This is a genomic window from Azohydromonas aeria (genome assembly GCF_009760915.1).
In the GTDB taxonomy this organism is placed as follows: domain Bacteria; phylum Pseudomonadota; class Gammaproteobacteria; order Burkholderiales; family Burkholderiaceae_C; genus Azohydromonas; species Azohydromonas aeria.
In genome coordinates, this window is the sequence record NZ_VIDQ01000002.1 from 26300 (window position 1) to 39147 (window position 12848).

Consider the following 12848-nt stretch of genomic DNA (forward strand, 5'->3'; position numbering starts at 1 on the left):
TTCACGGTTCTCAGTTCCTGATGATGGCCGCGCTGCTGGTGCGGGCGACAACGTTGCGCCGGGCTTGGCTCAACACCTGCGTCTGCGCGTCGCCCATGGTCATCACGACGGCAACGCAGCCGGTGCAGATTTGGTCAAGGTTGAACATTGGGTGCGGAAAGCGGTTCCAGTCATCCCGATGCGCGATCATCAACAGGTCGAATTGCGACTTCCATATATCGCAGGATCGGCGCGTTTTCTCCGGCTGCCGCAGCAGCAACTCGGAGCGCAAATAGGTGATGAGTTGATGCTGCAAGCCGTCAGAGGAGAAGGCCAACGTCACGCATGCCGCGAGCAAATCGGGTATCCGGAACTTGGGGCAGGTGTTACGCGGCGACTTCATCACCGAGTACAGCCACTCGTGCTCGCGCAGCCACAGACTGGTTTGCACAATGTCGGCTGCACGGTCGGCACCGTCGATCTGTTTAGGCATCGACCTACCTCGCGTTGCTGTTTGGGCCAGTTGCATCACCACCTGCCTAGAGGTTTTCAGCGCCCTGAGTCGCCGGTTCAAGACGTCAGGGTAGGCAGCGGCGTGCGCCGTGTCGACAAAAAATCCCGCCGAAAAATCGAAAGATCAGAGGGCTCGAAATTGGCCGTAACCCGGCATGCCGGGCTATTTGATGACGTGGTAGTTGGCGACGAACCGGCTGAACGCGAACAGGCTCAAAAGACTGCTTGCCAGGAACACCATGGGGTGCACCTCCACCGGCATGACCAGCATGACCGCAGCTCCACAGCCCAGCGCAACGCCTCCGGCCGCGTTGATGCCTGCAGCTTCGGACGAGTGCGCCACGAACTGCCGCGTGCGCACCATGCGTAGCACCGACCCGTCCACGAATACCACCAGCATGAAAACGAAAATGACTGGCACGAACTCCACCGCCAGGCTGAGCCGATAGATCACGAGAAGCAGCATGCCGTCGAGGGACCGCATGTAGTCGTTGCGCAGCAGCTGGTCTCCGACCTGGCCGAGCCGACCGACCACCGCGGAGTCAATGTGCACGCTGCTGGCGCCGGCTGCTGGCTGATGCACGGGTGCGGCTGTGGGCTTGGCCTTCTCAGAGGCGGCGTCCTGCATGTCGAGCATGCGGAGCATGACCCTGTCAGCCGCCTGCTGCGTGACGAAGTTGCGGTTGATCTGGTGCTCCGCCTTGACGATTTGCAGGAAGCGCGCCGGCGGCACCATGGCTGGGATGGCAAGCACGGCGATGACCAGCGCCACCAAACCCGCGATAAGCACGGCCCGGACGATGTTCATGGCGAACCTTCAGCTATGCAGCCTGGGCCAGTTCTTCGGTTTCGGGGTCCAGGATGGTGAAGCGGCCTTTGACCAAGCGTGCTCCCACCATGCCGAAGTACTGCAGGTCAGGCAGCTTGCCCAGCATGTCGACCGGTACCCGGTCCTCCATCGATTCGCTGAGCTGGACGCTGCGGCCAGAGCTCCAATCGCCAACGTGCGCGTCGGCGCCTTCGTTGAGGCCGACGCGCACCATGTGGATGCCTGTCTTGCCGAACGTCTCTGCCACGAAGTCCTGAGTCGGCCGGTCCTTGGAACGCAATGCAATCAGATTGTTGAGGTTGCCAAGAGCCATACGGGCCGCGTCGACGGAGCCCAACCGCGCGGCCAGGTCGCCGAGGGTTTGCATCGCGCAGATGGTATTGATGCCGCCCTCTGCGCCCTTGTTCAGGATCTCGATGAGCGGCCGGTTGATGACGTTGGCCATCTCGTCGACCACCAGTGTGAGCCTGGCCTTGATGCCGAGGTTGTAGCGCATGCCTGCGCGTGCGGCCAGGTCAGCTATGGCCAGTGCGGCGATCGCGGATGCCACGGCCGGGTCGGGCAGGGAGTCTGTGCAAAGCACCAGGACGTGGCCACCGCGCTCGATCTTCTCAAAGTTCATGATGGGACGCTTGTCGTCCAGGTCGAACGGGTCGGGGGACAGCGTTCGACCAAGGTCGCCTGACGTGAGCATGGACAGCACCGGCAGCAGGTTCGCGGTGATCTTCTGGTAGTGCTCCCTGTTGTGCCGGAACACGCGGATCATGGAGTCGATGATCTTCTCGCGCTGGGGCTCGGGGATGCGCTGCTCGTAGTAGATGACATAGGCCAGCAATTGGGGCGTCGTGACGTCCGAGGGCCGCTTGATCTGGCCCTTGCTCGCTGCGCCCACGAGTTCGCGGATGTCCTGCGCTTCCCGCCAGTTTGCGGCGAGGTGTTCGTCGTAGAACCGAGCGAGGGCAGCCTCCAGCAGGGACTCGATGCCGCCCTCGATGTAGCGGGTGAGCTTCATCAGGTTGGGACGGTCCTCGATGTAGACGACGCCCTGGACCACGACGTTGACGGCGTCCCACGAAAACGCCGCGAAGGCGCCACCGGTATCCACCGGCATGATGGACTGCAGCCGCGAAGCCACTTCGGTGGGCTTTTGCCAGTTGAAGAGGAAGTCGAGCCGTACGCCACGCTCCGGAAAGGCGGGATGACACTCAATGTACGTGTCGGGTTCCCGGTAGTCGGCGCACGCGCGGCGCACCACGCGCTTGAGTCGTTCCGAATTCTTCGGATCGATAAAGACGACGATGTCGCCGCGGCGGATGGCTTGCGTCAGGAACGTCGACAGCGCGACACCCTTGCCCGACTGTGTGGTCCCTACCAACAGCAGCCCGCCGATGAAGTTCTGCAGCGGCCGGTACAACGGCCGCTCCTGCAATTCGACGCCGTGGATGTAGGGCACGCCAATCTCGCTGTCGGGCTGCGGCTTGACGGTGTAGCCGAGAGCACGAAGCAGCAGCGGCGAAACGTAGTAGTCCTTGTAGTTTATTTTGGACAGCTCGTAGAGCCGCTGCGAGTGCACCGGCAGCCATTCAAAGCCGAAGCCGAGGAACACCTGTTCCGGGTCGTTGGTGAAGGAAGCGAGGCGCCGGGTGGTAATCACCTGCATTGCGCGTCCTGACAACGAGGCACGCTTCACCAGGACGTCGAGGCTCTGGTGCGCTCGCAACATCGCCATGGCCATCGCGGCCATGGCCAACGGCATCGCTGCGTCGGCACGCAGGTTCCCTTTGACGCCGATATAGGTGAAAAAGGCCATGCCAGCGAACCAAGTCCATGCGGCCCACATTTCGTAGGCGGGCCGCCATGGCATCTCGAACTTGCGTGCGAACATCTTTGCGGCTCCTTGGGGTCAATCCGCCGTGAAGTCAGCCGGGTTGAAGCCCTTGACGAATGCCGGCTTGAGCACGATGCCAAGCTCCATCTCGCCGGCGAACTCGTGCTTTTCAGTGACGGCGCGCCCATCGGCGCGCGTCGACACCATGGCGTTCTCAGCGAGCTCTCGAAGCGCTACCGGCGCCTCCACCCGTTGTGCTCGAAGAAAGCTCAGCGGCACAAAGACGCCAGCCGGGGTGGTCATGGCGGACGCCGCGCGGGGTTCGCCGTTGAGCGACTCGACAGCCAGCGCCAGCGCGTCGCGGACCTTTCTGTTCAGGCGCATCGGGGCCTGCAAGGCGAGTGGAGTCGGCGGTAGTGGTGCAGGGAGAGCGCCGGTGTCGGCCGGTGTTGGCGCAGCCGAGGCGCTGTTGCCTGCAGCTACCGGTTCCGCGTCGGGCGGCTGGGTGGCAGGTACGGCCGGCGCGGCCGCGGTGGGGAGCGCCGGCGGAGGTTCACCAGCAGGGACCGGCTCAGAGGCGGCTGCAGGCACAGGGTCAGATGCCGGTGCTTGCATCGGCGCGGGCCCTATGCCCGGCAGCCAAAGCTGGGGGTCCAGCGCGGTGGCGAGGACCGCCTCGGGTGCCACGGCGCCTGCTTGGCAAGGAGGCTGCGCTGGCGGCGCAGCGGGTGAGGCCTGTGCGACAGGACAGGCGGCGCCAGCTTGCGAATGCTGCGGCGGGGCCGCCACGGCTTTGGGCTGCACGGCCGGAGCAGCAGGTGCAGCAGGGACGATCGCGGAGACCGGCTGCGCTGCGGACACGCCTGCAGGCCGGCTTCCCTGTGGGTTGGATGCCTGGATGGTGCTCGCACCGGGGCGCGGGCCTGGTGATGCTGGCGTGGAGCTCACTCCGGGGGAGGCCGCTGCCGTAGCCGTCCGTTGCGCAGTGGCGGCAGCTGCGGCCGCAGCAACCGGTGCTGGAGCAGCCTGGACCAAAGGCGACGTCAACGCGCGAGGGCCTTGAGCATGGACCGGCAGCAGGATCTCCGGCGTGGTGAGCTTGAGCGCCTGTAGCGGCTGGCCGCCGGGGGGAGGCGCGATGGTCCACAGCGGCTGATCAAGAGCAAACGGCTCCACGACGGAAGACGCCAGCAAGACATCCTGCATCTCCTGCGGCGTCTTGGGCATGCCGGGGGTCTCGTCGTCCTCGAATACCTTGCGGATTTCGTTGGCGGCGTTGGGCCAGACCAGGAACAGCCCTTCACGCCCAAGCCAGACGCGCGAGCGATCGCCGTTGGGCTCCCATGCCTGATGGGAGACCACGAGCCGTCGCATCACGTCCAGGACATAGCGCTCAAGGTGGGCGCCCAGTACGGGCCGGCCGCTGCGGCTGGCGCAGATGATGAGATCCCGGTCGACAACGAGGGCTGCGGAGCGCCGCACTATCTCCGCCATCATGTTGGGCTCCCTGAGCAGAGGACTGCCAGACAGAGTGGAAATCAGCTGCGGCACCACGACGTTGTTGCCCGAGGCGAGATGCTGCAGCACCGCCGACGGCACCACCTGGGACAGTGCGCATAGGCCCAGCGCCGGAAATTCCTGTGCGTTGACGGGCCACCGCACGAAGTACCGCGCCTGGCCTCGATCCGCCAGCCACTGCGACAGCGGTGCCAGATACGCAGGCCACTCCTCGCCTTGCACGTCGGTGACGACGACGTGGCTCAGCGTGCGGTGCATCTCGGCGCACAGGCCGGCAAGGAACGTGGCATGGCGCCAGCGCGGCTCGAGCTGCTGACGCGTTGAGATGGTGGAACGGCCGGACACGATGTGGCCGTCCGTTGCCTGCAGCGCGACGAACCCGACTTCGAGCCCCAGGCGCAACAAGCCGCCGGGCTCACAGAAGTAGTTGTCAGGGGTCGCCGGAAGCGATCCGACGTAGGCCGCATACGCCCGCACAGGGGTGAGAAGGTCCGCGACGAAGGTTGCGCGGTCGCAGCCGTAGCAGAGCTTCAGCCGGCCAAGCAACTCGCCGTGTGGAGCAAGCAACTCGTCCACGGAACGGGCATGCAAGGCGCTGCCGCCGCCGGGCGGTGCTGCGGCAGAGGCAGGCTCGATGGGCGGCTCGACACGGGCAGCCGGTGCCGGGGCACGGGCGGAGGGCCAGGGAAAGGGCATTCGCGCAAGGAGCTCGCGTATCGGCATGTCAGCGCCAGGTGATTGCGGCACCGATCATGGGCAGCGCGGCTGTGACGGTCCACGAAAAATCACGCCGTTTTTGCCTGACTTGAGCCTAGGTCCCCGGGAACCGTGTCCCGCAGGTTTCGGCTTGCTCAGCGCTGCTTGAGCCCGAACACCACTGGACGGCGCGCGACCTGGCAAAACGGACAGTGGGCCGGCTCAAGTTCCAGCAGGCTCGACAGGTGCTGCGATCGGCAGCGAGGGCACTGCACGAGTTCCAGGCCACGTTGAGACCCCCAGAGACCGTCCAGGGCGGCTATGACGTTGAATGCCCGGTCGAACCGCAGCCGCGCGGGCGCTGGGCCCGGCAGCGAAGAGACATGCCGGAACGCAGCCACGAACGCCTGCTCGACCGTGCATCCTTCGTCCGACACGCGGCGGTACGTGCAGGCCAGGGCGGCAAACACGGCGCGATCCAGGGTCTTGACTTGCCGGCTCCAACGCTCGAGCGGCATTTCCTTGCCGAGGCCGGCTCGCGCACCTTCGCCCTCGCCGTCGCCATCGGCCGCAGAGCCGGCCAGGATCTGGACGTGCCGCTGGCTGGCGCCCAGGCGCTCCAACGCCTCCTGCATCCGAATCGCCTGGATGCGTTGCTCCAGCGCTGAGGCAGCCGCGCTTTGAACGCTCTCCCCGCGGCGAGCTACGACTTGCAACGAAGGCAGCTGCATGACGACTGCCTTGGGCGCATGAGGAGCACAGAAAGGGCACCACGCGGTCGGCACGTCGGGGTTGCTCACCAGGTGCAGGCTGGCGCAGCCTCCGCAGGGCCGCAGGAACAGAGTGCGCTTCGGCGCCGCCCACAGGCCGCTCAGGCAGGAGACGATGAAGAACGCCTGGTCGAACGAGAAAGCGGGCTCCAGGCGGCCGGCGCAGTAGTGCCGGTATGCGCTGATGAGCGCCTGCGCAGGCAGGACCTGCTGCTCAATCAGGAACGCGTAGTCGCCCGCGAACGTGGAGATTTCCGCCTTGACGGACAGCGCGGCGCTGTGAAAGAGCTCCTCGCTATAGGGCGGCCTTCCTCGCGGTATCGCGACATTGGCCTCGGCGGTCAGACGCAAGACCGCCTTGTTGCTCAGCCCGGTCAGCCATTGCGTGGTGCGAGGCCGGGCACCAAGCCGTAGGCACTGCCTCGCGGTTTCCAAGGTCGTGAGCCTGTACATGCCGCCTGGCTCCAGTGGCGTGACACTGCAGGCGGGACTTACAAAGCGGATGAAGCAGCAGGCACAGAGCTTATTCGTTGCGCCGACAACATGATGCCGAGGACCGATGTCGGAACTTCGAGCAAGCCGCCGAGATTGCGGTGGGGCTGGAAGAGAAGCTCGTTGCCGGCGGCATGGACAAGAGCAAGGACGCCGTCTGGTCCCAGGCTGCACAGTTGCTGCAGCTCCGGTGTGCTGAGCTTGAATTGTGTGACGGCATCAGCGATGTCGGCGAGCGCGGCATCCCGGATGAGGCACAGAATCGTGAAGTTGACCTGCTCCACGTCACTTAGCATTCGTTCATGCACGGTGTATCTCCGGTCTGCTTTTTCAGGCGGCAGAGCAACCTTGTCAGGTTGCTCAAACAGACCGGCTTTCGCTGCTCGTCGCCGGCCCAAAGTGGCAGTGCATGAACCTTTGCAGCCCGCTACAAACGTTCAAGCACCTACCTGAAGACGTTCGTTCAACCCTTGCGAACTTTGGCGATCGTTGGGGTGTCGGCTGTCAAGTGGCCGGCGCTCGCACTGCCTTCTGCTCTGTCAAGCAGTACAGCTATATCGACACACGGCTTGAAAAGGCTGCGTTCGCCGACCCGTTGAACCAGCTCAAGGAGGCAATGCGGCGGCATGGTTCCGATGCGCTGAAGAGCCTCACGGGAAACTCCAAACCGAACGATGGCAGCGGCGATGTCTGCACGTGCCATGTCTCGCATGCACATGAGGCTGTAGAGGTTCAGCCGCTTGATGTCCGACAGCACGTCCATGTTGACTTTCCGGTCTGCCAAGGCGGTGCGATGCGGTTGATTCCGTCTCGAACCGCCACATCAGGTTGACTTTCGCCGTTCGTCGTCAACCTGCTGCAAAGCGTAGGCACCAGCAACAGTGGACGCCACCACTTATTCAAGTGGTGCAACTTTACATTTTCATTTTTTGGAAACTAGAATTCGCTAGACGGAAATTTCGCCGCTAACGGAAGAATTATTCAAGCAAAACAGCACGCCGCTGGTGCCGGCCGCTATTTTCCGTTTGTCAGCGACTGCGTGCTGCGGTTCTCAAACCCAGCTCCAACGCACTGCACAGGTGCAGCATACGTGTCGGCTTGTCATAGAGCTGAACGTGGAAATTGTTGACAACAGTCTCTAGTGCGCGCTCTTGGTTGCGATCTGCCTTATTTGGCGTGGTGAGCACGATGATTGGCGCGGCGGTACTGCGCCCACGCACCTCATCGAGCGTGGGTTCCAGGTCTTTTGACAGCACAGTTTCATCAAGCACATAACCGTCGAAACTGGTTGCCTGCATGGCGTGGCGCAGACTCTTCGCCGCAGGGTAGATAGTTGGATCCAGACCCCGGGCGCGCAGCGTTTGCAAGGCAGCGGCACAGAAAGCTGCATCGCGCGAGACGATGGCGATCTTGGGCAGCGTACTGGCCTCGTAGACAATGCGTCGCACCTCATTGGTTGGGCGGTTTCCCGCTTCAGTTGCCGGCACGACGATCCACTTGTCGGACTCGCCGCGGTACGCGACGAAGAGCCCCAAGCGCGGCGAGTCCGAAGATGAAGGTCCGGGCCAAATGCAGCAGGGAATTTGCATTCCGCCAATGCACGCCGTGGCGGGATGACCGGCTTCGTCAACCAACGCACCGAGAAGCGAAAACAGCGGTTCCTTGAAGAACGCCGCCAGCTTCACCACCTCAGCAACCTCCAGCCCCGTCTCTCCTGTTATGCGACGCCGCGCGGCACCGTATGAGATTCCGGTCGCCTTTTCCAGCGTGTTGACGCGCTGCCGTTCCGGAACACCATGTCTGTCGAGCAAGGCCACCAGGGCGTCAGTCTTGAAGTGGCTGAGCGCCTCGGACTCGGTACTGCGTTCCATGAGTGGTCTTGATCAAAAAGTGGTGAAGGTGCGCGGATTGGGCTCGGAGTGTAGGCGGGCGTTACGTATGCGGAAAGCCGTTGTTGCCCCTGCCGGCATCCCGATGTTCAACGCGCATTCATGTGCAATCGTTCACGTCGCAAGAAAGGAAAAGGGCATCACCTTGGACAGGTGATGCCCTAACAAGTTGGGAGGAGAACTAATCCGGTCGTGCCGGTCAGGCCGCAGCGGGCAGCGGCAGCGGCCGGACCTTGGCCATCAATGCCTCCCAATCGGAGGCCTTCTGGTCAATGAGCTTGCCGCCCAGCGCCTCAAGCTCGGTTGACCGGTCGTAGTCGTCGACGTCCTGGGCGAACGCCGTGACCGCATTGACCAGGCCGTAGCCGGAGAGGTCCCCACCGCTGATGAAGTGGCGCAGAACGCCGGTGCGCTCCTGCTCGTTGAGCAGGTAGCGAACACCCAGGTTCTCCACCGTCTTGACGGGGTCAGCGCCAAGTTGGATGCCCAGCGTGCGCCGCATCTTCTCCGCGGCCAGCGTGAACGTGGCCTCCGACACGGCGCTTTGCACCACGTCGCGGACCTTCAGGAAGAAGGCCTTGTCCTCGGCCTCCAGGGTGTCGTCCTTGAACAACGTGATCTCGTTCTCGGACGCTTCGGCAGTGCGGCCGACGTGGGACTTACGCATCGCCGCATCGGGCAGGATCATCCCGTTGCTGCACACGAGCCGGTAGATCAGGGGTTGGACCGAGAGCGTTCCCTGGCCGACCTCGCTGTTGCTGATGACAACGCCCGCCTGGATGATGTCGCCACGCCGGATCTCGTACTCGACGTTGGGCGTGACGACCTTGAGGTACATCCGCACCGGCGTGAGCTCGCACGACTCGATGCGCGCGCCAGGCAGCTCCCTGAGCATTGGCAGCACGTGCTCCATCAAGTCGTAGTTATCCAGCCGGCGATACCGGTCCGACAAGTAGGCGCGAGCCTGCCCGTCGAGCGTGCGCACCATGCGCTGTTCGGGCTCGTTCTTGAGCCACGTGTTCACATTGCGGTCCAGCAGCTCAGGCTGCGTGGCGCGCATGCGCTCGAAGTAAGCGAAGGGAATCTTCAGCTTGTCCGCAAGTTGCCGACGGAACAATTCCGTTGTCTTGTAGCTCTGCACGCCATCGGGAGCAGTGATGGCGATGCTGGTCTCACCGCCCTGGGTCTGATGGTCCATCAGTACCGTGGGGACGATCATGTCGCGCTTGCTGGCGAGTTGGCGCTGCAGTTCCTCGGCGAGCTGCAGAAGAGTACGTCCGTTCTTCATTTGGAACTCCAAAGAAAAACGGGGACGGCATCCCCCTCGGGGAGCGCGTCCCCGCGGGGGTTGGACCAGTCGCATTGACGCGACTGGCGGATGTAGGGCGTATGTGCCCTGCGCGTAGAGGCTACCTTTGCCGCAGAAGCGGCCTGGTATGGCAGCTACCAGTTGAGATCCTTCTTCACCGCGCCCGCATGGACAGGCCCGCTGAAGAAGGGGCGGCTTTCGCCACCCCTCCGAGCTTATGCCGCCTGGCGCAGGCTCGCAACCTTCGCGAACCAAACGTTGGCCCAGTCGGTACCGCTGCGCCGCGGGATGAAGACCTGCACTTCGCGGGACAAGCCCTTGTCGTGCACGCGCTTCGACTCGCGCATCAGCCGTCGTGCGAGCACGTAGGCGCTCGCCTGCCCCTCGAAGCCGCCGTCGGCATCGTTGTCGCCGTAGATGCAAATCCGGCGAACCGTGTCCGGAATCCAGATGCGCTCCAGGTTCCCGCAGTTGAGCGCGGCCCAGACAGGCTTGCCGGTGGCCAGCTGCACGGCAAGGCCGTTCTCGACTCCTTCGGTGATGCCGAGCTCGTCGGTTGGCTCCTGCAGCCGTACTGCTGCTCCCTCGATGCCGCTGGACAGCAGCTTCTTGGACTCTTCGCCCAAGGCCTTGGCACCGTCGCTGAGGTAGGTCCGGTGCAGCGTGATGCCGTGTCCGTCAGGGCCCTGAACACAACCCAGCATGGCCGAGTAGGCGGCAACCTTTACGGACTTCCCACTTCCATCCTTCCTGTAGTACCCCAATTCAGGATGGAAACGCAGCGTGCGCGGGTAGTGCTCCAGGACCAGGCCGCGATTGCGCAGGTACCGGTCCACCTCGTCCCCGGCGGTGATCGGGCGCGCCTCGTGCCAGATGCGCTGGCACAGCTGCTTCATCCGCTGCGCGGACGGGCCGCTGTGCTCGACGGGCTTCGATGGCAGACGTCCCACTTGCTGCTCGATGCGCTCGAGCAATTCGCCGAACCTCAATCCAAGGGTGTGCTGAGCGAGCTTGAGCCCGCCGCCGGCGCCGCACGAGCGGCAGTAGTAGTTCCCTTCCTGGAACTTGTCCGTGTACTGGAACCGGTCCGTGCCTCCGCACATCGGGCAGGGCTGGTTCTTTCGGTTCAGGATCTTTGGATCGACCCCCAAGGCGGTCAGGATCCCCGTCCAGTGGCCGTAGGCCCGTGCCTTCACTTCACGGACTCGCTCTTCGAAATCATCTTGATTGCTCATCTCGGGCTCCGTAAGGCTAGATGGATGAAAAGCGCGAGCCGGCCGCGTGCAGCTGCTCGGGAGAGCAGCACACCGCGAATCAAGTGCGCTTCGTGGCGACGCCCGTAGCTGGGCATCGTGGGCATGCGGCCGATCAGGTGTGCCGGCGCATGCGTTGACGTCTTCCTCGCAAGGCAGGAAGGCGCGGCGACTGGCCTGTCTGCGATGACAGTCAGTGAACTCGTTGCGTGCAGGTGATGCCGCGAATGCTGGCGCTCAGCACCGCGCCTGACGGCACGGTCTGGGCATATGAGGTGCGACCCTCACGGCAGTGGCCACAGAAGCGAGCCCGGCTAGGGCAAGTTCATGGCCACGCGTGCGTGCCTTGGCAGGCACGGCTTCATGCGAATTACGTCGCGCCGCGGTTGCGGCACAGTGCTCTAGGGCTGACTTCGCGCCTTGAGACGCCAGGTATGACAGCTACCTGTGGAAAACCATCGGGTCCAATCCAACGTGCGTGATTGGCGCGCGAAGGAAACGACCGAGAGGATGCGCATATTGCGTCCTGAAGCCTCGCTGCTTGCAATGGCCGCTCGAATTTCCTCTCCAGCGACGTTGGCATACAGGAACTCTCAAAGCACTGCTTCACCACGACAAGGACGGAAGCCGAGCCGACTCGCGGTCGCCTGGCCTCATCACCGTCCGGAGTGATCAAGCTCGACTGTCCCGTGTCGTGCCTCCCGAAGCTGCGATGTCAAGGTACAGGCCTGTCACCGTTGGCTCGGACAAAGCCGCCAGCGCGCCGTCCCCGCCCCGAGTGCCGAATCACTCCGGCTGGCAGGGCAGCGCTTGTACCAAGCGTTCAGCCCTCAGAATGCGGCAGCTTCAGCGCCCGGGGTGTCGGTGGCCGGCGGCGCCTTAGGAGCGGCAGCAGATGCACCGTCCGCGGCACGTGCGGGCTCGTTCGAGCCATTGACCTTCTCAGTCTTGCGAGCCGCTTTCTTGGCCGATGCCTTTTTGGCCGATGCCTTCTTCGCCGCGCGCGTCTTCGCAACGGGTGCAGCCACATCGTCTGCCTCCCTCACCTCAGCGCTGTCTGCTGCTGGCTGGGCACGTGTCTTCTTGGCCGCGGCTTTCTTGGCGGCGGCCTTCTTCGCAGGCGCGGCAGCCAGCGGCTCTGCTGCCTTCACGGCAGCGGTCTTCTTGGCAGCCGGATCTGCGGTCTTGGCACCGCGCGGTGCACGGCCTTCTTGCATGCCGAAGCGCTTGGCAGCCTTGACATCGGTCGTTGCTAAGTGCGCTGCCTTGGCCGTCACCGGCTGCTCCAGCTTCACGGCGCCGTTCTCGTCCATCCTGGCCAAGGTCTGCGCCAGCTTGGCCACCGCCCGAGCGAGTTGCTTGACCGTCTTGGCGCCGACAACGAGGTTGGTCAGGTCGATCTTCGTGCGGAACGTGGCGGCTGCTGCCTCCGGCTGTGCAGCCTTCTTGGCCGCCGCTTTCCTGGCGACGGGTGCTGCCTTTTTCGCAGCGGACTTGGTAGCAGCGGCCTTATTGGTAGCGGAAATTTTCTTGGTTGGCATGGTCGTGTACCTCCTCAACGAAGGAACTGGTGTTGTAACAGTCGACGATTATTGCCGTTGCTCGCGTATGCCTTTGAACGAATCAGTGGGCAGGAACACGAAACCCTATCGCCCGATACCTGCGGTCCGCGGGGCCGGGTTTCGGCGATCCCGGCAAAACCAATAGCTGATGCGCCATTTGGCGCAGCCTGCGCGCGGTACATTGGCGAAGCTGGACCAGATGTGAAAGGG

Annotated in this window: 11 protein-coding genes; all 11 read right to left on the reverse strand. The window is 63.7% G+C overall.

Annotated features, from left to right (window positions below; all coding sequences use genetic code 11):
- Window positions 1–10 precede the first annotated feature (10 nt).
- The gene (locus FJ694_RS01930) at window positions 11–472 is read right to left on the reverse strand and encodes a hypothetical protein (protein ID WP_157263919.1); all 462 of its coding nucleotides are present in this window, start codon (window positions 470–472) and stop codon (window positions 11–13) included.
- A 183-nt stretch (window positions 473–655) separates the two neighbouring features.
- The gene (locus FJ694_RS01935) at window positions 656–1300 is read right to left on the reverse strand and encodes an IncC plasmid conjugative DNA transfer DtrJ family protein (protein ID WP_157263921.1); all 645 of its coding nucleotides are present in this window, start codon (window positions 1298–1300) and stop codon (window positions 656–658) included.
- Between the two features lie 13 nt (window positions 1301–1313).
- The gene (gene traD / locus FJ694_RS01940) at window positions 1314–3206 is read right to left on the reverse strand and encodes a conjugative transfer system coupling protein TraD (RefSeq protein WP_157263923.1); all 1893 of its coding nucleotides are present in this window, start codon (window positions 3204–3206) and stop codon (window positions 1314–1316) included.
- An 18-nt stretch (window positions 3207–3224) separates the two neighbouring features.
- A complete protein-coding gene (gene mobH, locus FJ694_RS01945; RefSeq protein WP_157263925.1) occupies window positions 3225–5243 on the reverse strand; it encodes a MobH family relaxase in 2019 nt (672 codons plus the stop codon).
- A gap of 275 nt (window positions 5244–5518) precedes the next feature.
- The gene (locus FJ694_RS01950) at window positions 5519–6586 is read right to left on the reverse strand and encodes a FlhC family transcriptional regulator (RefSeq protein ID WP_157263927.1); all 1068 of its coding nucleotides are present in this window, start codon (window positions 6584–6586) and stop codon (window positions 5519–5521) included.
- A 38-nt stretch (window positions 6587–6624) separates the two neighbouring features.
- Window positions 6625–6933 carry a hypothetical protein gene (locus tag FJ694_RS01955; RefSeq protein WP_198320683.1) on the reverse strand — a complete coding sequence of 103 codons (309 nt, stop codon included), beginning with the start codon at window positions 6931–6933 and terminating at the stop codon, window positions 6625–6627.
- Between the two features lie 155 nt (window positions 6934–7088).
- Entirely contained in the window at window positions 7089–7388 is a 300-nt protein-coding gene (locus FJ694_RS01960) for a flagellar transcriptional regulator FlhD (RefSeq protein WP_157263931.1), read from the reverse strand.
- Window positions 7389–7653: 265 nt separating this feature from the next.
- Window positions 7654–8496, reverse strand: coding sequence for a helix-turn-helix domain-containing protein (locus FJ694_RS01965; protein ID WP_157263933.1), 843 nt, complete (start codon window positions 8494–8496; stop codon window positions 7654–7656).
- A gap of 217 nt (window positions 8497–8713) precedes the next feature.
- Window positions 8714–9802: a DUF932 domain-containing protein gene (locus FJ694_RS01970; RefSeq protein WP_157263935.1), complete on the reverse strand. Its 1089-nt coding sequence runs from the start codon at window positions 9800–9802 to the stop codon at window positions 8714–8716.
- Window positions 9803–10038: 236 nt separating this feature from the next.
- Window positions 10039–11058, reverse strand: a complete 1020-nt coding sequence (locus FJ694_RS01975; RefSeq protein ID WP_157263937.1) for a DUF7146 domain-containing protein — start codon at window positions 11056–11058, stop codon at window positions 10039–10041.
- A gap of 848 nt (window positions 11059–11906) precedes the next feature.
- Window positions 11907–12617, reverse strand: a complete 711-nt coding sequence (locus tag FJ694_RS36620; protein WP_198320684.1) for a histone — start codon at window positions 12615–12617, stop codon at window positions 11907–11909.
- Window positions 12618–12848 lie beyond the last annotated feature (231 nt).